The 20,941-nt window shown below is 70.1% G+C and carries 23 protein-coding genes; 20 read left to right on the top strand and 3 right to left on the bottom strand.

What is annotated here, in order from left to right; translation table 11 throughout:
• Positions 1–1,231 precede the first annotated feature (1,231 nt).
• From ALLO2_RS18595 to ALLO2_RS28370, 6 genes are all read left to right on the top strand, one after another.
• On the top strand, positions 1,232–2,434 hold the full coding sequence (locus ALLO2_RS18595) for a dehydrogenase (protein WP_201783644.1): 1,203 nt from the start codon (positions 1,232–1,234) through the stop codon (positions 2,432–2,434).
• 48 nt (positions 2,435–2,482) lie between these two features.
• Positions 2,483–3,574 (top strand): TauD/TfdA family dioxygenase, encoded by a 1,092-nt coding sequence (locus tag ALLO2_RS18590; RefSeq protein WP_011436245.1) that lies wholly within the window; start codon positions 2,483–2,485, stop codon positions 3,572–3,574.
• Positions 3,571–4,878, top strand: a complete 1,308-nt coding sequence (locus ALLO2_RS18585) for an AMP-binding protein (protein WP_023841625.1) — start codon at positions 3,571–3,573, stop codon at positions 4,876–4,878. Before ALLO2_RS18590 ends, ALLO2_RS18585 begins: the two co-directional genes overlap by 4 nt.
• The gene (locus ALLO2_RS18580) at positions 4,862–5,515 is read left to right on the top strand and encodes a hypothetical protein (RefSeq protein WP_011436243.1); all 654 of its coding nucleotides are present in this window, start codon (positions 4,862–4,864) and stop codon (positions 5,513–5,515) included. Before ALLO2_RS18585 ends, ALLO2_RS18580 begins: the two co-directional genes overlap by 17 nt.
• Positions 5,512–7,092 (top strand): AMP-binding protein, encoded by a 1,581-nt coding sequence (locus ALLO2_RS18575; protein ID WP_035733783.1) that lies wholly within the window; start codon positions 5,512–5,514, stop codon positions 7,090–7,092. Before ALLO2_RS18580 ends, ALLO2_RS18575 begins: the two co-directional genes overlap by 4 nt.
• Positions 7,089–8,228 (top strand): DUF6624 domain-containing protein, encoded by a 1,140-nt coding sequence (locus ALLO2_RS28370; RefSeq protein ID WP_035733780.1) that lies wholly within the window; start codon positions 7,089–7,091, stop codon positions 8,226–8,228. The genes ALLO2_RS18575 and ALLO2_RS28370 overlap by 4 nt, the downstream gene beginning before the upstream one ends.
• Positions 8,229–8,252: 24 nt before the next feature.
• On the opposite strand, the gene ALLO2_RS18565 is transcribed toward ALLO2_RS28370, so the two are convergent.
• Positions 8,253–8,708 carry a ribonucleotide reductase gene (locus ALLO2_RS18565; RefSeq protein WP_232235194.1) on the bottom strand — a complete coding sequence of 152 codons (456 nt, stop codon included), beginning with the start codon at positions 8,706–8,708 and terminating at the stop codon, positions 8,253–8,255.
• A gap of 1,216 nt (positions 8,709–9,924) precedes the next feature.
• Here ALLO2_RS18565 and ALLO2_RS18560 point away from each other — a divergent pair.
• Positions 9,925–11,721, top strand: a complete 1,797-nt coding sequence (locus tag ALLO2_RS18560; RefSeq protein WP_035733813.1) for a radical SAM protein — start codon at positions 9,925–9,927, stop codon at positions 11,719–11,721.
• 22 nt (positions 11,722–11,743) lie between these two features.
• Here ALLO2_RS18560 and ALLO2_RS18555 read toward each other — a convergent pair whose 3' ends face one another.
• A complete protein-coding gene (locus tag ALLO2_RS18555; protein WP_035733777.1) occupies positions 11,744–12,364 on the bottom strand; it encodes a hypothetical protein in 621 nt (206 codons plus the stop codon).
• An 82-nt stretch (positions 12,365–12,446) separates the two neighbouring features.
• Between ALLO2_RS18555 and ALLO2_RS18550 the strand changes: the two genes are divergently transcribed.
• From ALLO2_RS18550 to ALLO2_RS18525, 7 genes are all read left to right on the top strand, one after another.
• Positions 12,447–13,547: an aldo/keto reductase gene (locus ALLO2_RS18550; protein ID WP_035733811.1), complete on the top strand. Its 1,101-nt coding sequence runs from the start codon at positions 12,447–12,449 to the stop codon at positions 13,545–13,547.
• Positions 13,544–14,374 (top strand): endonuclease/exonuclease/phosphatase family protein, encoded by an 831-nt coding sequence (locus ALLO2_RS18545; protein ID WP_011436236.1) that lies wholly within the window; start codon positions 13,544–13,546, stop codon positions 14,372–14,374. Before ALLO2_RS18550 ends, ALLO2_RS18545 begins: the two co-directional genes overlap by 4 nt.
• A gap of 438 nt (positions 14,375–14,812) precedes the next feature.
• A complete protein-coding gene (locus ALLO2_RS25885) occupies positions 14,813–15,061 on the top strand; it encodes a hypothetical protein (RefSeq protein ID WP_023841619.1) in 249 nt (82 codons plus the stop codon).
• 217 nt (positions 15,062–15,278) lie between these two features.
• Positions 15,279–16,058 carry a ribulose-phosphate 3-epimerase gene (locus tag ALLO2_RS18535; RefSeq protein ID WP_011436233.1) on the top strand — a complete coding sequence of 260 codons (780 nt, stop codon included), beginning with the start codon at positions 15,279–15,281 and terminating at the stop codon, positions 16,056–16,058.
• Positions 16,059–16,112: 54 nt separating this feature from the next.
• Positions 16,113–16,316, top strand: coding sequence for an SAM-dependent methyltransferase (locus tag ALLO2_RS28365; RefSeq protein ID WP_023841618.1), 204 nt, complete (start codon positions 16,113–16,115; stop codon positions 16,314–16,316).
• Between the two features lie 10 nt (positions 16,317–16,326).
• Positions 16,327–16,974, top strand: a complete 648-nt coding sequence (locus ALLO2_RS18530; RefSeq protein ID WP_084588492.1) for an SAM-dependent methyltransferase — start codon at positions 16,327–16,329, stop codon at positions 16,972–16,974.
• Positions 16,971–17,663: a hypothetical protein gene (locus ALLO2_RS18525; RefSeq protein WP_011436230.1), complete on the top strand. Its 693-nt coding sequence runs from the start codon at positions 16,971–16,973 to the stop codon at positions 17,661–17,663. The genes ALLO2_RS18530 and ALLO2_RS18525 overlap by 4 nt, the downstream gene beginning before the upstream one ends.
• 52 nt (positions 17,664–17,715) lie before the next feature.
• Here ALLO2_RS18525 and ALLO2_RS25880 read toward each other — a convergent pair whose 3' ends face one another.
• On the bottom strand, positions 17,716–17,877 hold the full coding sequence (locus tag ALLO2_RS25880; protein WP_157493461.1) for a hypothetical protein: 162 nt from the start codon (positions 17,875–17,877) through the stop codon (positions 17,716–17,718).
• 889 nt (positions 17,878–18,766) lie between these two features.
• Here ALLO2_RS25880 and ALLO2_RS26575 point away from each other — a divergent pair.
• From ALLO2_RS26575 to ALLO2_RS18495, 6 genes are all read left to right on the top strand, one after another.
• Entirely contained in the window at positions 18,767–18,943 is a 177-nt protein-coding gene (locus ALLO2_RS26575; protein WP_023841616.1) for a hypothetical protein, read from the top strand.
• 67 nt (positions 18,944–19,010) lie between these two features.
• On the top strand, positions 19,011–19,232 hold the full coding sequence (locus tag ALLO2_RS26570) for a hypothetical protein (RefSeq protein WP_023841615.1): 222 nt from the start codon (positions 19,011–19,013) through the stop codon (positions 19,230–19,232).
• Positions 19,229–19,429 (top strand): hypothetical protein, encoded by a 201-nt coding sequence (locus tag ALLO2_RS26565; RefSeq protein ID WP_023841614.1) that lies wholly within the window; start codon positions 19,229–19,231, stop codon positions 19,427–19,429. Before ALLO2_RS26570 ends, ALLO2_RS26565 begins: the two co-directional genes overlap by 4 nt.
• Positions 19,426–20,385, top strand: coding sequence for an ROK family protein (locus tag ALLO2_RS26560; RefSeq protein WP_011436227.1), 960 nt, complete (start codon positions 19,426–19,428; stop codon positions 20,383–20,385). The genes ALLO2_RS26565 and ALLO2_RS26560 overlap by 4 nt, the downstream gene beginning before the upstream one ends.
• Positions 20,382–20,660: a hypothetical protein gene (locus tag ALLO2_RS18500; protein ID WP_011436226.1), complete on the top strand. Its 279-nt coding sequence runs from the start codon at positions 20,382–20,384 to the stop codon at positions 20,658–20,660. Before ALLO2_RS26560 ends, ALLO2_RS18500 begins: the two co-directional genes overlap by 4 nt.
• Positions 20,653–20,940, top strand: coding sequence for a hypothetical protein (locus ALLO2_RS18495; protein WP_011436225.1), 288 nt, complete (start codon positions 20,653–20,655; stop codon positions 20,938–20,940). The genes ALLO2_RS18500 and ALLO2_RS18495 overlap by 8 nt, the downstream gene beginning before the upstream one ends.
• Position 20,941 lies beyond the last annotated feature (1 nt).

The raw sequence follows: 20,941 nt of genomic DNA, 5'->3' as shown, positions 1-20,941 counted from the left end.
CCTCCCGGCTGACCCCGACCCCCGAGACCCCAGCGGAGTGCCCCACGGTCACGCCGCCCACGATCATGCCCCAACGGGATTTCCGAATACGTACGCACGGAGAACCCGTCAACGCGGAACCCCAAAAGTGTGCCCGGATCGCCTGGTTTCCCCTCGACGAGATTCCCGACAGCACGTATCCATACACCCGTGTCGGCATCGATCTCCACAGGCGGCGGGAGAACTTTGCCATCTCCGGGTGGGAGACATAGAAAGCGCTACGACGGCATCCGTACCGTTTGCTAGCGAGCCAACTGATCCTTGCGAAAGCGGATCGAATATGTCCGGACCATCACACTCGGCCGGCGGTGGGACTGGATAGACGACATGTTGACGCCATTGGTGAGCCGGCAATCCGGTACTCCGGGTCCCGTGTCGGCTGTCATTCCATACCATGGAAATCTCAGCTCGGCTGGTCGTTCCTCTCAACCAGCGAGAGGACCGGCGAGTCGACACGGTCCGCCCCCTCGTCTCACCCTGCTCCCGAACGTTTCCCGAGTGTTCGCCATCCCTAGCGGCAATGATCTTCCTTCAAGTGAGGCATCTGCCCAGCTCACGGCGCTCCGCGGCCCCGAACCGAAGCTTCGCGCTGAAGGGAATGGTTCGCGCCCGTCCGCTGGGGATAGTGGCGTCACCTCGTGAGTTTCTCGTCCCGGTCAGTGGGCCACCCGGGGCGAGCGCCGCGTTGGTGCACGCTGCACCCTTTGGCCGGAAGGTTGGAATCTTGGCATCACGTGAGCNTTTCCTGACCCGCCGCTCGAACGACTCCTTCCCGCATGCCTGAGAGTATTCAAGTGTTGGAGAAATTCCTCGACTGCTCGCGCTTTTCTCTGGTCCGCCGCCGTCGATGCCAGGTGGAGGAAAGGGCGCATTGATATCGGCGGAGACTCGTGACCGGCATTTCACCCTGATTGCCGTCGATTCTTCTTCCCTGCTGCGCCTTCCGGTCGCTCTTGCCTCGCTACCGGCATGAGTCAGGTTGATTGCGCGGCGCACCTCTACCTGTAACCCATCGAGAGGAACGATGATGAATGCGCGGGTTTTCCATACCGTCGTGGTGGGTGCCGGCCCCGGGGGGTTGATTGCAGCCTACCGATCTGATGTGCCCGCGCCGGGCCTTCTCCTCCTCGACGGAGGTGACGATGTGGAGGAGCGGATTGGCGCTCTGGGCTCCGATAGCCGAGGGGACGTGGTGACCCGGGGGTTTGGCGGTGCCGGGCTGTTCTCGGACGGCAAGCTGTGCTTGTCACCGCGGATCGGGAGCACCGTCAGCCACAGATTCGATCCTTCTCGCGTTTCCGCGCGGCAGCACGCGATCGATGAGGTTCTTCGCTCCGGCGAGCGGGCCGACCTGCACGGCGGGGACGCCGAAGCCGCAGAAAATTTCGAGAAACGCGCGAAGGTCGCCGGATTAGAATATGTTCATTATCCGGTCCGTCACGTCGGGACCGACCAGCTACCTCGGATGCTCAGCCGGTTGCGGACGCGTCTGGCGGCGAGGGCGACGGTCGCCTGCCGTACGACGTGTATCGGTATCCGCCCGTCAGGACGTTCCGATTTCCGGTGGGAGCTGGAGTTGGATGGTCCCGGGGTCAGGCGGGTCCACGCGGTCAACGTCGTCCTGGCCCCGGGGAAGGTCGGCGCATCGTGGCTCGGGGACGTGGGTCGGGAGCTGGGCCTGGGCCGCGACGACGCCCAACCGAAGATCGGGTTCCGGTTGGAGGGAGCGAAGGAGTTCCTCGGACCGCTGCTGGAGATAGCCACCGACCCGAAGGTCATCTGGAGCGGGCCCGATGGGGTCGAGGTCCGAACCCACTGCGTGTGCTACGGCGGCGACGTCGTCGCGGCCGACTATCACGGGCTGACCCTGGTAGGCGGGCATGCGACCTCAGCGCATGCCGAGAACCGCTCCAACAGCGCGATTATTGCAACGGCCGGCCGGAGATTGCCCCTCACCGCTGACGATGCCCGCACGCTCGTGGCCGCGATCAACCGCCGCCACGGTGGGCTGATCGGCCAGCGGCTCGGCGCCTTCCTTCCGGACACGCCTCTGCCCACCAGCCAGGCGGTAGGCGAGTTTGTGCCGAGCCTGCCCGATGCCGCGCCCGGCGACTTCACCGCCGAGTTCCCGACAGCGATCGTGAGCGCGCTACAAACATTTCTTTTCCGGCTCGCCTCCCTGTGTCCGGGGGTTCTGCACCCGGATAACTTTCTCTACGGGCCCGCGGTGGAACGGTGGGCATCACGTTTCACGGTTACCGACGAGATGGAAGCCCCAGGCCAGCCGGGACTGTATCTCGTGGGCGACGGCCCCGGGCTCACCGGCGGCATCATCGGCGCGGCGGAAACAGGCTGGCTCGCGGGCGACGCCATTACTGCGCAGGCGCGCCGTTAGTGCACTTTTCGCCCATTAATATCGGCGACTCAACATCGGAGGTCCGCTATGGCGGAAACCATCGACTCCATTTTCATACCGACCGAGCTGACAGCCGGTCATGCACCGCTCTGGACCGGTCGGGAGCTGCATCCCGATGCCTATCTCCAGCGGATCGACGATGCGCACCGCGCCGACCTGGCCGCGGCGGTGCGCGCGGCGAGTGCCCGGTTGGCATCCCGAGACCTGTTCCACGACCGTGACCTCACAGACCAGGACGTTCTCCTGCCGCACCTGGACGCGCCGCTCGCCGCGCTCGCCACGGCGGTCGCCGTGGGACACGGCTTCGCCGTACTCCGGGGCTTACCTGTGGAGGATCTCGACGACCGCGAGTGCCTCGTGCTGATCCGCGGCATCGCGGCCCGGCTGGGACGGATCGCGACCCAGAGCCGCGACGGGCAGCTTGTCCGTCGCGTTCGGGCGAGTGGCCGGCAGCTCGGTGACGGCCGGGTACGGGGACACCAAACCGCGGAACGGTTGTGGTTTCACACTGACGGCGCCGACGCGACGCTGCTGCTGTGCCGGCGCCCCGCGGACCGGGGTGGGATGAGCCGCGTGGCGTCCGCCGCGGCGGTGCACAACGCGATGCTCGCGAGCGCGCCGAACCTCGTCGCCGAGCTCTACCAGCCGTTTCACTTCCACATGGCCGGCGGGAACATCCCCGGCGGCCCACCGACGTTCCTCTCGCCGATCTTCTGCGCGTACCGCGGGCTTTTCAGTGTCCGCTTCGTGCGGCACACGCTCCTGGAGACGCAGACGGTCACCGGTGTGCCGCTGTCCCCGACAGCTCTCGCGGCGTTTGACCTCCTCGACGAGGTCGCCGACCAGCTGGCCTGCGACATGGAACTTCGGCCCGGTGATCTCCAGATCGTCCACAACCACTGTGTTCTGCATTCCCGCACGGCCTACACCGACGCGCCCGACCCCCGGCAGGCCCGCCACCTGCTGCGCTGCTGGATCACCCTGCCGGCCCCCGACCGCCGGCCCGGTGCCGTCGAGCAGGGCCTGCGAGGCGGATGGCTCACGGACGATCTACAGCAGGCTGCCGCCTCCACCTGGACACCTCCCACCGCCGCCGGTCTTGCGGACGGCCCCACGTGACCGGCCCGCAGGCATGGCGGCAGGAGATCACCGTCGCCCTCGACCGACTGGCCCGTGATCGCCGCGACCAGCCCGCGGTGATCGACTCCGGGGGTGCGTGCACCTTCGGCCAGCTGGGCCGGGACGCCCACCGTCTTGCCCGTGATCTTGGCGGTGAGGGCGGCCGTGGCCTGCTGCGTCCCGTCACCGCCCGGTCGGAGGCGGATTTCCTCGTCGAGGTGTTCGCCACCTGGCTGGCCGGGGGAATCCCCCTGCCGCTGTCCGCCCGTGGGGCCGCGGTGTCGACACCGGATTTCCCGCGCGCTCCGGCTGGCGGATGCGAGCCGTGGAAGGCGATCGTCGGCGTCTGTGACGGCCTCTACCGCCCGCTGGTGACACATGGGGAGCCCCCGAGCGTCCCGCGGAAGGCGCTCGCGCTCGGCCTGCGCCCCGACGGGCGAGCATTGATCGGCTCCCCGTTGCACCTCAACGGCCCGTTCGAGTTCGCCGTGCGGCAGATCCTGCTCGGCGGCACCGTCGTGATCTGTCCGGTCTTCACCCCGCAGGTGTGGGTCACCTACGCGGGCCGCCACCGGCCGACCTGGGCGTTCCTCGTGCCCACGCAGCTGCGCCGGCTGCTCGACGACGCCGGCGAGACCGCCGTCGCGAAGGCCGCCTCGTCGGTGGACAGGCTGGTCTACTCCTCCCAGCCCTGCCCACCCGACCTCCGCGGGCGTCTGCTCGCGTTGCTGGGCGGCGACCGGCTCGCGGAGTATTACGGCACCGCCGAATACGACGGCACGCTGCGCGTCGGAGCCGCCGACGGTGGCGTCCCGATCGACGGAGCCGAGATACGGATCACCGGGCCGCAGCGGGTGCCGGTTCCCGCGGGGACGGTCGGCACGATCGAAGGGCGAAGCCGCGTGGGGCTCGCCAGCCACCCTGTTCCCGGGGCATGCCCACCATCCGGTGCGTGGCAGAGCGTCGGTGACCGCGGCCATCTCGACGGCACCGGACGGCTGCATGTCGCCTCCGTCGCCGTGCCTGGACGGGCGATCGTCGGCGGCGTCAACGTCGCCGTCGCCCAGGTCCGTGTCGTGCTCGCCGCTCACCCCGCGATCAGCGACTGCACGGTGTCGGTGGTCCCCGACGCCGTCTACGGCCATCGTCTGACTGCCCGCGCATGCACCCGGCATCCGACGCTGACGGCCGAGGAGATCCACGCCTACTGCGCCACCCGCCTCGCCGCGCCCGAACGGCCGAGCCGCCTTGACCTGATCCGTCTCAGCCCGTCGGAGGCCACTGCCCATGCCGTCGACCTGTGACCTGTGTGACGCCCTCGACCCGGCCGTCAGCGACTGCGCGCTGCAACGGCACCTGACCGTGGCAGCGCCCCGCATCCTGGCGGCGAACGCGTATGCCGCCGCGGTCCCCACCATCGGGGCGTACGTCGCCGGCTACCTGCTCCTCGTCCCCCGAAGCCATGTCCTGTCCCTGGGCGCACTCGACCGCACTGCTCGCGCCGGCGTCGACGCGCTGATGCGGGAGATGGCCGCACGTCTCGCCGATCGTTACGACAGCCCGGTGCTGGGCTTCGAGTACGGCCTGAACGCCGCCGGGCAGCGGCGGATCGAACACGGCCACCTGCACCTGCTCCCCACCGAGGCGAACCTGCGCGGGTGGCTGGCCAAGCGGCTCACCGGCCATCCCATCGCCTCCCTGGTCGACCTGCCCGCTGACCCGGCCCACTCCTACATCCTGGTGCGTGATCAAAGCGGTGCGTTGACCGTCTACCCGGTCCCGACCGGCACCCATCCCCGCATTCGGCTGCGGCACGTCGTCGCCGCCCTCGACCCACGACTGGACGGAAGCGACTGGGACTGGGAGAGCGATCCCCACGCCGATCTCATGCGCCGCACCGTGGACGATCTCGCCCCCACCACCAGCCGGCCGCTGCCATGACAACCCCGTGGACCCTCGCGGCTCTCTGGCAGCGCATCGCCGCGCAGCAGCCCCACCAGACCGCGCTGATCCACGGCGATCAGGCGTGGACGTGGGCGCAGTTCGACGCGGCATCAGCGGCCCTCGCCCGCACCCTGCGGCGGCACGGAGTGCAGGCCGGCCAGGTCGTCGCCCTCTGCCTGCCGAACATCCCCGAACACCTTGTCAGCCTCGCTGCCGTGCTCCGTCTCGGCGCAACGCCCGCGCAGCTCAACCCCCGCTACCGTGCCCGCGAACTCGACCAGCTTCACCGCCTGCTCCAGCCCGCCGCAATGATCGCCGATCCGGTCCAGGTCCCAGACGTCGCGACGCTCCACGCCCGCTGCCAACCTGGCCAGGAAGTACCGATCCGCCCCCTCGGAGGCCACGGGCTGCTCCTGACCTCCGCGGCCCCGCGGGCATCCTCGTCGCCGCCGGCGAATGGGCCGCGACCGCCTTTGATGATCAAATGTACGGGTGGGACCACCGGCACNCCCCAGGCCGTGCTCTGGCGCGTCGCCGACATCCTGGACAACCTCAACGCCCACANCCCCTGGGCCCGCCACGACCTGTCCCGCCCTCTCACCCGGATGGCGTCCCTGACGCTGGCCGACGCGCGCATCGTCGTCGCCAGTCCCCTCAGCCACGGCTCGGGTCTGACGCGCGCGATGGGCGCGCTCTGCGCCGGCGGCACAGTGATCACCCTGCCAGGGTCGTCCTACGACCCCGACAGGGTGCTCGACACGGTCGTGCAGCAGCGCGCCGACACCCTGGCGATCGTCGGCGACGCCTACGCACGACCGCTCACGAGCGCGCTTGGCGCCCGCCTCGGCGCTGACCTGTCCGCTTTGCGGACGGTCACCTCGTCGGGCGCGCCGTGGACGGACCAGGTCAAGACCGAACTCCTCGCCCTGGTCCCACACCTGCGGCTGGTCGAAACCCTCGGCGCCACCGAGGCCACCGGCCTGGGATCATCACTCGCCCGCCTCGGAGACGTACCTGCGACCGGGTCCTTCGACCTCGGCCGACACGCCCGGGTGTTCCACGCTGATGGAACCCCGACCGCGGTCGGTGAGACGGGACAGGTCGCGGTCCACCGGCCGCTGCCCGTCGGTCTGCACCCCCACGGCACGCTTCCACCCCACCGCTACGTCCGCGCCTATGACGGCCGCACCTACCTCCTGTCCGGAGACCTCGTCCGGCTTCAGACGAGTCGGAGGATCGCGCTGCTCGGCCGCGAGCAGGACTGCATCAACACCGGCGGGGAGAAGGTGTACGCCCCCGATGTCGCCGCCGTCCTCCTGGCCCACCCCCACGTCGCCGACGCCGCCATCCTCGCCGTCCCCGACACGCGGCTCGGGAGCACCGTCGGCGGCCTCCTCCAGCTCCACGCCGGCGGCAGACTCGCACAGGTACTGGGTGACATCCGTGGCGACCTCGCCGGCTACAAGATCCCACGGGTGGTGCGGGTCGTCGCCGCCATACCCAGGACCCCGGCCGGGAAGGTCGACCTCGTCCGCGCCCGCCAGCTCCTCAGCGACCAGGAGGCCAGTTCATGACATCACCCGCCGTCGCCGCGTGGGCTGACCTCATCACGCTCGCCGAGCAAGAACAGCAGGCGCTCCTCGCCGTCCTGACCCGGCTTGTCNCCGACCCCCGCCTCGAAGCCCAGGTCGCCGCAGCCCTGGACTACCCCGGCTGGCCGCTACCCCTCACGCTGCTACCGCACCGAGCGGCACACCTCACTGCCGGCACACCCGAACTCGCCACCTTCGCGTCCGTCTCGACTGCCGCGACGACCGCGGTCCTCACGACACTGAACCGATGGGGCTGGCCGTCTCCCGCCTCGTGCGCCGCCAGCGACGCCGCCTGGCTTCTCCTCCAACNCGCCGACACCNAANCCGAGNCCCGCCACGATCTCCTCCGCGATCTGGCGCGCACGTGGCAGCACCGCGGGGCCGACCCGCGACAGCTGGCTCTCCTGACGGACCGGGACCGTTCCCTGCGCGGTGAGGAGCAGCTGTACGGAACATTCGTCCTCATTCGTGACGACCGCCCGCGCTTCCTCTACCCGATTGCCGACATCAACCATATTGATGATCAGCGGAGTCGGATCGGACTGCCGAGTCTCGCCGACGACACGCCCTACGCCTACTGCCCGATCACCCCCTACCGGCAGGCCCGCAGCGCACCCGTCAACCTCTGGGCGCCGGCCACCAGCCCAGCCCCACAACTCCGGCGCACCCAGCAGCGGACACCACAGAGCCTCGCCGGCGATGCCACCCCTCGCCACGGCGTCTACCTCGCGGCGACGCTGCGCGACCGAGACGAGATCCGCCGTATCCGCGCCCGCCTGCCCCCGCCCCTGGAATCCACCGCCCGCTGGCTCGACCTCGACCCCCTCACCCGACCCAGCAGCCAGTTCGACGCAGGCATCGTCGTCAACCAACTCGCGGCCCAGCTCTGCATCCACGACATCGCCCGCGCGCGCCTTCTCCTCGCCTACCCGCTCAGCCGGCGCAGCGACGGCGTCACGGCCGAGATCGGCTGCGCGCTCGCCTACGGCAAACCCGTCATCATCGCCAAGGGCTCACCCCGATGCAGCTTCGACATGCTGCCTTCCGTCACGATCAGCGACGACATCGACAGCGCCCTGACTGCGGCACATCACGCCCTCACGGACCACGCCACCTGAACAATCCAGCAGGCAGAAGGCCCCTCAGCGCGAGACCTGGACCGGGATCTCGAACGGTACGAACATCGGCATCCCCGGCGTGTCCGACCAAACCTTCGGCACCGGCGTCACCCCGGTCGCCACCGTGGCGCGCTCCGACGGCGTGAGCACACCCAACGCGGCCCGCTCCTCCAACGGCAGGAAATCCAAGGCCAGACGCCGCACCACATAATCGATGATCGACGTGGCCTGTGGGATCTCCGCGTCGTCGGTTAGCCCCGCCGGCTCGAACCGCAGGTCTATGAACTGCCGAACGAACGTCACCAGCGGTACGTCGTGCGCCAGACCAGTCGAGATCGCCAACGAGAGGGTCTCGGTCATCCCGCGCAGGGTCGACCCCTGCTTCGCCATGATCAGATTGACGTCCGCCAGCGAACCGTCAGCGTGCAGGGACGTGATGACGAAGCCGTAAGCGCCGCCCACCGTGAACGACCTCGTCACGGACTCGCGATGCCGTGGCGCGCGCCGTGCCACGCCACTGGGCGGCTGGGTTCCCATCGTTGATGTTGCGTCAACCACAACACGTTCCTCTCGATCGGCGCGTCGATGCCGCATACTCACATCCGGAGACGATCACAACAGATAGCGCCACCACATCCCGAGCAGTGCCAGATGTTGTGGCCGATCCGAGATGTCAGCATAGGGCACCGGCCGTCCGATCNCACCGTGGAGGCGTCGGCGTGTCCGACCGCGCCCAGCCGCACTCGCCGGGCCCACCCCGGCCGCCTCGAACCACCCGCATGAACCACGCGCGCCATAGCCACAAGCCTGAACGAGCGCCGGTCCTCGACCAGGAGCGGGCTGGGTTGACCCGCGATGTACGCAACTGACGTTGTCGTCGGCTGGGCGCGGTCGTCGGGATTCCAGCGAGGCAGGCGGCGTGCGAGGGTCAACATGACCCAAACCGGTGAAGCACCGGGCGATCCCGGTGCATCTGTAGGTCTGCGCCGTCGCCAGTGCTGCCCAAGAAAGCGAACCGGACCGGCCAGCGTCGCACGCCCCATCAGCGCCAACTCGATCCCGGCCTGGGTGTGACCCCGGGCGCGCCTCCACGTTCGGATGGGCATTCGGTATCCACGAACAATTCCGCGTGAGATCCGAGATCGTCGTGGAAGTTACGGCGCCGTATGTCGCCGTCTGCGCAGGTAGCGGCATAGCGCGGCGCCGAACGAACTTCTTCGCGGAACGGGGAATGATTAGCAAGTCGCGGCGGCGGACAGTGACAGGAGCTACCCGCAGGCCGCCGAGGCTGCTCCGGTAACGGGCGCCCGCATCGCGGTCGAGCGCCGTCCCTCCGGAAGGCATAGCCGTGGAGCAGCATCCACATGAGCCCTTGGCTCGCTTGTCCGTCGCCCTACGCAGCGCCGGCGTGCGTCCCGACTTCCCGTCTCCGGATCGGTGGGAGTTGCTGCTCGATCCGGCTGTGTTCCGTGGCTGGGTAGAGCAGCGGTGCGCCGGCCACGTGGGTCGGGTCCGGATCGCGGGACCGCTCGATCGCCGTCTGGCCGTCGTCGAGCGGACCGACGGCCGGTGGGTCGTCGCGGATCTCTCCGGCCAGCCACACCGCTCCCGGGCCTGGCCAGCGTGGACGCGCGAACAACTGATCCTGGAGGACCCGGCGTCGTGGCTGTCGCTGGCCCACCTGGACGAGCGGGCCGTGTGGCGGCTGTCGCGGCCCAGCGCCCTGCTAGCGGCGCTGTATCACCCGGAGACGTTCCCGCTGCCGCGGTTTCCGTTGGGGATCAGCACGGTGGCGCGGGCGGCCCGGGACACGTTGCTCGGAACAGTGGCCTTGGCCGACATGCAGCTCGGGCTCTCCCTCGATGGCCTCGTCGCCCGCATCGACGGCGACCGGCCGGACATCCTCGGGGTCTCGGCGACGTTCGGCCAGTACGACCTGCTCGTCGAGCTGCTGGAATCGGTCTACGCCCAGGATGATCCGCCGCTGGTCGTCGCCGGTGGCAGTCTCACCCTGCGGGTCGAGCGGGTCCTGCTGGACAGGTTCCCGTCGCTGCTGGTCGCCAGGGCGGGTGGCGAGGCGACGATCGGCGCGTTGCTGGCGCACTGGCACGGCGACTGCGGCCTCGACGACGTGCCCGGACTGGGGTACGCGGGGGCACCACGTGGGGGTGGGCTGGCGGTCGGGCGGCGGCGGACCGCGAAGCCCGTCACCCGGGACGTGACGGCCGACGTCGTTCCGGAACTCGATCTGCTGCCGGCGACGTTCGACCGTCACGGTGTCGCGCAGTTGGAGACCAGCCGGGGCTGCACCAGCTACTGCTCGTTCTGCCCACGCGACCACAAGGGCAGTTGGGTGGGGGCCGGTACGGGCCGGTTGCCGTGGCTCCTGGGTGAGCTTTCGGCGGTCTTCGAGCGCTACCCGCAGGTGTCGCGGACGTTGTACCTGGTTGACGAGGAATTCCTCGGTCGCGCCCCCGACGCGACCAGCAGGGCGTTAGAGCTGGCCAGTCTGCTGCACCGGGCGGGGTTCGGGTGGGAATCCAGCTGCCGCGTCGACCAGGTCGTCGACCCCGACCAGAGCCATGGCTGGCACGTCGAACGCGCCGAGATGTGGCGGGCGCTGGTCGCCCGGGGCCTGCGGCGGATGCTGTTCGGCGTCGAGTCCGGCGTCGACAGCATTCTGGACCGGTTCGCGAAGGACACCACGGGCGAGCAGAACCTGCTGGCTGTCCGTACCCTGTCCGCACTCGGCGTCCCGACCCGGTTCACCTACATCACCTTCGACCCGCTGATGACCCTCGACGAGCTGAAGGCCACACATGCGTTCCAGGGCCGCACCGATCTGCTCCTGGCCCCGCAACCCGATCTTTCGCCCGCCGAGGTCGTCCGCGGAGTCCGGGACGCTCGGTTCGCCGCGGCGGCGGGCACGGGCCAGCCGTTCTACCAGGGGATCTCCTACCTGCTGGTCAGCATGGAGTGCCTGATCGGCGCCGCCTACACCCGCCGAGTCCAGCAGGCTGGACTTGCCGGGGCGGTGACGCCGTCGATGGGCCGGGTAGAGGCCCGCTACGCCGACTGGCGGATCGGAGTAGCCGCCAGCTGGGCGCAGCGCTGGGTCGACCGGCACTTCGCCCTCGACTACACGTTCAAGTCGCTGGAGAAGGTCCTCGACGGCGCCCCGCGCCGTCAGGTGCGTGAGGCCCGCGGCGTGCTCAAGGACGCCAGCTACACGGTCCTCGGCGACCTGATCACCGAACTCGACACCCGCCCGCTGCACCGTGATCCGACGGCCGAGGCGATCCTGGACGTGCGGATCTGGCAGCGGATTGAGAACCGTCTCGCTCTATTGCGGGGCGTCCTCGCCGCCGCTGTGCACGACCTGCTGCCTGTTCTCGGCCGGGAACACGCCGCACTGCTCGTCACCGAACACCGGCGATGGTCCGCAGCCGGCGGTTGGACGCTGATCAACGCGGCGGACGCCTGTGCCAGCTGACCGGCGGACCCGAATCGGAAGATCAGGCGCCGGTCTTTTCCGGGATCGGCACCCAGTTGAACTCTGGGCAGAACCGGGCGTAGGTGACCAGCTTCCAGGCCGCGTAGTCCTCCAGCCGGCCGGCTTGGCGCAGCAGGTGCTTGACCCAGGTGTGACACACCCGCTCGTCGTGGCTCATCGCCTCGTCGATCTGGTCGAGCATTCGGCAGGCGACCGCGAAGTCGTCCACGGTCAGCGCGCTCAGGTCGATCTCGACGTCGTCCACGGTGAAGCTGAACACCAGCCGGGTGGTGGAGAAGCTGGTGTAGCGCTCGCCGAGGAAGCGGGCGGTCCCGTCGAGCGTGGCCATCAGCTCGGCACGGCGTTCCACCGGGTAGCCGATGCCCAGATCCAGATCCGAGGTCTCCAGGTTCAACCGGGTTCCGAACGAGCCGACGTCCCGCGGCCGATGCCCGGTCCACCGCTCGATGAGTTCCGACGCCCTCGCGCGCACCGCGTGCAGGCGTTCGTCGTGGGCGCGCATCGCCGTGTAGAACGCCTCGGCGCGGTCGAACTCGGCGGTGGGGAAGTCGCTGCGGTCGGCCCACCCCTTCGCCCTGATCGCATCCAGGTTCAGCGGGGTGTCAGGGTCCGGAGTCGTCATGCCGGTGACCTTAACGTCACAGTCAGCGGCGCCCATGCACAGGCCCGTCCAGCAATCGTCGGCAGACAATGAGGTGAACGAGATGACGGAAGAACGTTTTCCCGCGCCCCGCGCGCTGGCCGGCGGGCTGACGGTGCACCCGATCGGCGTCGGCTGCTGGGCCATCGGCGGACCCGACCACANCCTGGGCCTGCCGATGGGCTGGTCCACCGCCGACGACCACGCCTCCCGCGCGGGGTTAGAACTCGCCTACACCCTGGGTGCGAACCTGTTCGACACCGCCGACGTCTATGGCCACGGCCACTCCGAACGTCTCCTCGGCCACCTCGTCGAGCAGGTCGACCGGGACAGTCTCGTGCTGTCGTCCAAGGTCGGCTACTTTGCGGGCACCGCCGCCCACGCCTATCTGCCCGCCGCGATGCGCCGCCAGCTGGAGACCAGCCTGGAGAACCTGCGCACCGACCGGCTCGACATCTACTTCTTCCACACCAGCGAGTTCGGCCCCGACGACCGCTACCTCGACGGCGCCGTCGCCCAGATGCGCGAGTTCCAACGCCAGGGCCTGGTGCGCTGCGTCGGGATGCGCGGCCCGCACCGCTACGCCCCTGACCGGCTCATACAGCCACGATCCGATCGGCCGGACAAGCACGCCCGGTTCCGGGTCCTGTTCGAGCGAATCCGTCCCGACTTCCTCGCCGTCCGACACAACCCGCTGACCCCACCGCCGCCCGCCGGCCAGCCGGACATCTTCACCCTCGCCGCCGACCACCACATCAGCATCCTGATCAACAAGCCGCTCGGGCAGGGCCTGCTCACCGGTAAGCACGACCCGCGTCGGCCACCCCAGTTCGGTGCCGGGGATCATCGGCAACGCAAACGCTGGTATACCCCGGATGCCCTCGCACTCGTCGAGCGCCACCTTGCACCTCTGCGCGACCGGTTCGGCCCGTCGACCCGCGACCTGGTCCGGGTGGCACTGGCCTACAGCCTCCAGCGCGCCGACAGCGCGGCCGTCCTTGTCGGCTTCACCACCCCCGACCAGGTCCGCGAGAACCTCACCGCCCTCGACACACCGCTGTCCGGCGACGACCTCAGCTTCGTCCGCGCCACTCTCGGCCAGCTCCAGCAGGACCTCGACGCCGCCGGCGAAGTCTTCCTCGACGAAACGGCCCTGCCCGAATGAACCCGCAGCAGTCCCTGTTCCCGAACCCGCCCACGCCGGTCGCTCCCACATCCACGACCGAGCTGCGGCTCGTCACGTTCAACGCCCAGCACGCCGCACCCGACCGGGCCCGCCGCCAAGCAGCCTGGCTCGGACAGCAACCCGACGCGGACCTCGTCGTGCTCACCGAGGTCGGCCACGGACCCGGTCGCCACGCGCTCCTCGACGCGCTCGCCCAGCACGGTTACACCCACCTCCACGCCCCGCGGCCGGACCAGCCCGACTACAGCACGGTCATCGCCTCCCGCCATACGCCCCTCGAACCCGTGCCCGCCGGCATCGACGTGCTTGCCCACCGCGCACCCGCCGTCGACCTGTGGGTCGGCGGACAGCGACTGCGCCTGGTCGGCCTCTACGTCCCGTCCCGCGGGCCGGCCGCACGCCGCAACGAGAACAAGCGCGCCTTCCAACACGCCGTCACCCGCGCCCTGCCCGGCGTCCTTGCCGGCTTCGACGGGCCGGTCGTGGTCACCGGCGACCTCAACGTCGTCGAACCCGGCCACGTCCCGCACTACCCGGTCTTCGGCCGCTGGGAGCACGACTTCTACCGCTCCTTCACCGACGCCGGCCTCACCGACGCCTACCGCACCCTGCACCCCGACGCCCCCGGCCACAGCTGGTACGGCCGCGGCGGCAACGGCTACCGCTTCGACCACACCTTCCTCACCACCGACCGGCTCGACCTGACCCGCTGCGACTACGTCCACGCCCCCCGCCACCACGGCCTCAGCGACCATGCCGCGATGGCCGTCGCCGCTGTCGTTGCNCCCCGGCAGCTCCAGCCATAGGTCGCCGGCGTCAGTTCGATTCCGCCGCGATCCAGGCGAGGACCACCCGCCGTACGAAGGCTTGACCTTCGGCGAGGTCCATGGCCGACGTCTTGCTCGGGGTGCCGGGCATCCGGGCGTGGCGTGCGGCCTGCCCGCTGATGCCGGGATGGTTACGGCCTGCGTGAACGCCCGCGCCTCGGCTTTCGTCACCCAGCCGAATGCGACCGGGTCGCGGCCGTCCTGCATGATCTCCCACACCTTGTAGAGCTCGACCCACCCAAGGTGCGTGGTCCGGCCGAGAATCGCCAGGGCCTCAGCGAGCGCCGGACCGCGGGCCGCGGCAGCCGCCTGCGGAGGGCCCGGCGGCGGTGGCGGCTCGGAGGCCACCGCGTCTCCTCCTATGACGACGCTCCCGATGCGGGTGGTCAATCTGATCGTCTTGGGCGTGAGGACGGCATGACGTCGATCACCGTCGTCGTACATCCCGGTCAGCTCGACGGCGTGGAAGCCGGTGCTGTTCAGCCAGCCGATGCCGTTGACCCAGGCGAGCACCTCAGCCGCTGCCTCGTGGAAGTCCGTGCCCTCGGGCCGGTAGTCCACCGCCGGCGAGGTGAGGTAGTAGTCCTCCGCGTCGCGGACGACCTGAGTGTCACCCGTGGGCAGGACCCGCGAGAGCAGGGCGAGGTCGGTCTCCCTGCCCCGTAGACGCGCTTTCAAGGCCATTCGCCCAGCATACGGTCCTTGGCGATCTCCAAAACCGGATTCATGCGGTGGAAGAAGTCGCCTGTCGGTGAACCATCATCGCTGGTCAGCAGCGTGCAATGGCGCGAATGGTTTCTTCGTGCGCGGGGGAATGACCAGCCTCGCGACGACTGCAACCATGATCTCGAACATTCCCCGGGGTCGAGAGGTTGCGCAGCCGATGACGACGGAGCAGACGCCCTCGGCGAGCCGGCCGACCGGTTGGCCGGCTGCACTTCCCCATGGTCGGCTTCTGCTTGACGTGTCGCTGTGGTCGGCGGATCTGGCCGCGCTCGGGGTGGAGCTCGATCGGACCAGCGGCGTCGCTGACGTGGTCCACTTCGACATCGCTGACGGGTCCTTCGGGCCTGACCTGATGTTCTCCCCGGCGATGCTTGCGGCCCTGCGCCCTCGGACGACGGTCCCGTTCCACGCCCACCTGCTGGCGCGCCGGCCGATAGCGCTCATCGACGCGGTCACGACCGCGGGCGCCGATCTGATCACGGTGCCAGCCGAGATCGATGACGTCGCGCGTGCCCTGCATCGCATTCGCGACAACGGCAACGCAGCGGGCCTGGCACTCGGGGTGGACACCCGGGTCGTCGATGCCCGCCCCTACCTCGGCGCGATCGACGTGCTCGTGGTCGTCTGCACACCTGGCGGCGCGCGGGACGCCGCGCTGACCCTGGCCGCTCTGCGCCGCCTGCACGCTGCTCGCAGACTCGTTGAGGCGACCGGGCACCAGCACACGGTGCGTCTCCTGGCCGAGGGAGGGGTCGGTGCGCGCACCGTGGGGCCGCTCAGTGTCGCCGGGGTCGACGGCCTGATCACGGATCTGCCCGTCCTCGGCGACGACCCCGCGGGCACCGCCCAGTGGCTTCGTAGCCAACGCCCGGCGGGACGGCGCCCTTTGCCGAGGCCGCCTCGGGACGGGCAGGGGTTCACGCGAAGGCTCCCCTAGCGTGTCTGGACCACAACGAAACGATCACCAATCCCGGCTGAGTCGACAAGGGGTATGACAGCAGTGGCGGAACAGGACAGCGCGGTCGCTGGCTGGAACTTCCAGTCGGCGGTTCCGGAGGCGGCGGTGCCGACGGGTCTGCGGCCCGAGGTGCCGCACCTGGCCCGGATCTACGACTACTGGCTCGGCGGCAAGAACAACTACCCGGCGGACCAGGCTGTCGCCGAGGCCATGATCCGGACAGTGCCCGATCCATGAAGGTGTGCTCGTGAACCGGGCGTTCCTGCGCAACGCGGTGCGCTTCCTGGCAGCCGACTGCGGGATACGGCAGTTCCTCGACATCGGCACCGGGCTGCCGGCAACCGACAACACCCACGAGGTCGCCCAAGGCGTCGCCCCGGACGCGCGCATCGTGTACGTCGACAACGACCCGCTGGTTTTGACCCATGCGCGGGCGCTGCTGACCAGCACGCCGGCGGGACGCACGGCCTACGTGGAGGCCGATCTCGCGGACCCGGAGTCGATCCTGTCCTCGCCGGTGCTCGCGGACANGCTCGACCTGACCAGGCCGGTGGCCCTGTCCCTGATCGCAATCCTGCACTTCTTCCCCGACGTGGCGGAGCCGTACGCGATCGTGGCCAGGTTGATGGACGCGTTGCCGGCGGGCAGCTACCTGATGCTCAGCCACGCCACCGGCGACTTCGACCCGGCGGTGGCCCGGGCGGCCGACTCCTACCGGTCGCAGGGCATCGCCGGGCAGCTGCGAAGCCGCGCGGAGGTGGCACGGTTCTTCGACGGGCTGGACCTGGTGAACCCGGGCCTTGTCGTGGCGCACCGGTGGCGGCCGGGCGGGCCGGTGGAGGAGCTGGCGGACGCGCAGGTGAGCATCTACAGCGCGGTTGCCCGCAAGCCATGATCCACACACCTCGGGTGCTGGTGCTGCTGCCAGGCGGTGGTCTGTCGCTGGTCGCGGGCATCGTCGCGGGGATGGGTCAGGCCGCCCGTGTCGTGGCCCTGGTGCCCTCGCTCGCCATCGGCGAGGCGGACAGCGGCGGCGGGCGGATCGTGGCCGACCTGGCGGCGGGGCTACCCGTCGCCGACTGCGCGGTGGACATGGTCGCCGTCGACGGCATCACCCCGGCGGATCCGACTTCGCTGCTCGACGAGGCGTGCCGGGTTCTCACCCGGTCGGGGCAGGTCGTGTTCACCGTGACGCTGGCGCATCTGCGTCAACCCGCCAGCGACCTGCCCGGTCTCACCGACGAAGACGCACGGCGGATCGGCCGGGCTGTCGGCGCAGCGGTGGCCGAGGCGCCGCATCCGTGGGACCCGCTGATCGAGGTGATGTCCACCGGCCGCCCCGGGTTGCACCCCGCCGACGTCAACATGCTGCGGATGACCGCCGACCTGGACCACCAGGGTGTCGAGGAGTACCTGTACACGTCAACACCCGTCGGCCCGTCACCGGTGGCGGCGGTGCGAGTGGGTCTCGACGCGCGGGTCGCACGCCGGTACGCGGCGGCCTGCCACCGGGCCGTCGACGTCCATGGTGCGCTACGACTGCATTCCCCGGTCATGTTTCTGCGTGCCCAGCGGGCCGCATGACCAGCGGCGACCGTCGTCGCGGGGGCCACCGGCTGGGACCGGCGCGATCGTCCTACAGCCGGATCGAGCTGCGTGCCGCGCTGGCGACCGCCACGGTACGCGCCGCGAGCAGGATCCGGAGGGGGTCGGTAGGGGTGTCCCTGCCGGCCCCGATCCGGCCCGGCACCGGCCCATGGATCGCGGAAGCCGGGAGCAGGCGGGCGAGCGCGCCCACGCGGGGGGCGTTCCTTCGCCTACGGGTGGACATCCCCACTTCCAGGGCCGGACGGCACCATGATTGATCTTCACGCGTACACGTCGGAGTCCGGTGGCAGTCTGATGCCGCACGAGCTGGTCGCGCAGGCCGTCGTGGCCGGCGTCAAGGTTCTCGCGATCACCGATCGGGACACGGTGGCGGGGATCGATCCGGCGGCCGCGGTGCTGCCGGCGAGGATGACGCTGGTGCCGGGTGTGGAGATCTCCTGCCAGGCGGTCGTCGGTGGGCNGCCGAGGCCGGTCCGTCTGCTCTCCTACCTGTTCGACCCCGACGATCGGGCGGTGAGCGAGCTGCTCGGCCGGGCCCGCGACAGCGCCGAGCTGCGGGCACGACGCGCCGTCCGCCTCCTGCACATGGAGGGCTACCCGATCGACTGGCCGCAGGTAGCCGCCCAGACCCGGGGCGGACCGGTCGGCCGCAGGCACATCGCGGCAGCCCTGGTCGCCGCGGGCATCGTGCCCACCCTCGACGCCGCGCTCGGACGGGGCTGGCTCGGGGCCGGCGGCCCGTTCCACGTCGCGTCACGGCAGCCGGACATCACAGCGGCGCTGACCGTGGTCCGCGGCGCCGGAGGCGTCGCCGCACTCGCCTATCCCTGCGCGTCGCTGCCCGTGGACCTTCTGAGGGATCTGGCGGCGCGCGGCCTGGCCGGCATCGAGGTTGATCACCCCGAGCATGACGAAGACACCCGCCGCCGGCTGCTCGATGTCGCCGGGGGGCTGCGTCTGCTGCCGATCGGTGGCAGCGGCTACCACAGACCACCAGGACGCCTCGGCTCCGAGACCACACCGCCCGCCGTCTACCGGCGGCTCATGGCCACGGCCACCGGCNCCCCGCCGATCCGCGGATGAACGCCCGGCGGCGATGGCAGATCGTCGACCTGGACGACGGCGAACGGTGGGAGGAGATGGACCCGGCCGTACGCAGAGCGGTCGACGAAGCCGGCCAGACCGGCTGGGGGCTGGTCTACGTCTCGGTTGGCCTGGGCGTCGCCTTCCTCCTGTCCATGATCGTGTGCCGGTAGGACGGCCGCTCTGCCCGTCGCCCCTGCGGGCGGAGCGGCCTCGCACATCCAGGGGCGGGACACGTGGATGGCAGACATCGATACACAGGGGCGGGCGCGGCTCGCGGACCTGGCCGGGGCCGTGCCGCTGGCGTTCGCGGCGGCGCACTGCGACCGCGACCAGCAGGTACTGGCCGGCTTCTGGCGGCGCAGCCTGCGGGCCGGCCCTCTCTACGAGAGGTACTGCGCGGCGCTCGCGACCACCGACGGCGAACGACGGGTGCGGGAACGAGGGGAGGAACCGGGATGACGCTCACCAGCGTGGGAATCGTCGTCGCCGTCAGTGCGGCGATGAGCCTGCTCCTGGGGTGGTACGCGGATCTGATCCGCCAGGCCCTGCGGCAGGGACACCACCGCGAAGTCCGCGCCGCCCTGATCGCGGGAACGGGGAACGCCCTGATCATAGGGATGATCGGGGTGGGTGTCTGGACGGTGGTGCACCGATGAAAGTCCACGCTTTCGACATCGGCGCGTCGGCCATCAAACAGGCGATCGTCGATACCGGTCCGCCCTGCCAGATCGTCACCGCGCTTCCCGTGCTGCGGCTCCCCCCGACACCGACGTTCCACGCCGTGCAGGAACGCATCCTCGCGGCGCTGACCGGCGCGGTCGAGGTCGAGCGGGTCGCGATCGCGACGGCCGGCGCGATCGACGCCGACGGCACCGTGATCCGCGCCGGGGCCATCCAGGGCTACACCCGCATCCACTGGCCCACCCTGCTCGCCGGCTTCTTCCCCGACCTGCGAGGGCGGGTCTATGTCGTCAACGACGGCGCCGCCGCGACCTGGGCGGAATACCGGCGGCGCGGGCGCACCGGGACCCACGTCCACTTCGCGCTCGGCTCCGGGATCGGTGGAGGCATCGCGATCGGCGGACAGCTCGCGCAGGGCACACCGCCAGGCCCTGCCGGTCTCGGTCACATTCTCGTCGACCCGGTCAGCACGCTGCGCTGCTCCTGCACCCGCACCGGCTGCGTGGAAACCCTCGCTGGCGCGCGTGCCGTGCGCCGCGGCTACCAGCCGTCACAGCCCGCCGCGGCGCGGCGCACCTCCCCAGCCCCGCGCACACGGGTCCCGACCGTGGCCGAACTCGTCCACAAGACCCAACACGGCGACCCGGCGGCCCGCCGCACGTTCGAGGCCGCCGGCTACTGGCTGGGGGTATCCGCCGCGACCGTCCTGAACATTCTGGGCGCCGACGTGATCACCATCGGTGGGGGGCTCGCGCAGGCCGCCCTCAGCGCCGCCGGCCCCGACAGCGGCTACCTCGGCGCCGCCCAACGTGCGCTGCGCCAACGGGCGGTTCCCCGCCTGGCCGACCGGGCCGTTCTCACCCCCGCCGCCTACGGGCCGGACGGGCCGCTGATCGGCGCGGCTCTCCTCGCCTCCGAGGGTGAGCTGTGATCGACGAACAGCGGGCACAGGAGATCGCCGCCACCCTGCTCGGCCGCCCCGCCGAGGACCCGCAGCAGCCCTGGAGTCTCCAGGAGTTCCCCCAGGGCTGGCTGATCAACAGGACCGCGCACCTCACCGAGGAGTACGTCGGCGCGGCGGGGTACGTCATCGAGAAGAACGCCGGCCGCGTCATGTGCTTCCCCTCGTTCGTGCCGCCCCGCCGGATCTTGCACGAGTACGACGCGGTCGTCGACCGGGGATACCCGGAGCACGCCGATGATTGACACGGAAAGAGCCCGGGAGATCGCGGTCGCGTTCCTCGGACGGCCGAGCAGCGATCCGATCCGGCCCTGGAGCCTCATCGAGTTCCCCCAGGGATGGATCATCAACGAGACCGGCTATCTTGGCGACGACTTTGTCGGCTCTCTGGGTCACGTGATCGAGAGGGAGGGTGGACGGGTGATGCGCTTCCCCACCCGTATTCCGACCGGCCGGATCATGACCGAGTACGACTCCGTTGTGGGGGCCGCGAGGGTCGCCTCGCCACACCAACAAAGTTCGTGAG

Source organism: Frankia sp. Allo2, from assembly GCF_000733325.1.
Taxonomy (GTDB): Bacteria; Actinomycetota; Actinomycetes; order Frankiales; family Frankiaceae; genus Frankia; species Frankia casuarinae.
Note: the sequence above shows the minus strand (reverse complement) of the source record. Positions and strands in the feature narration are given on the sequence as shown.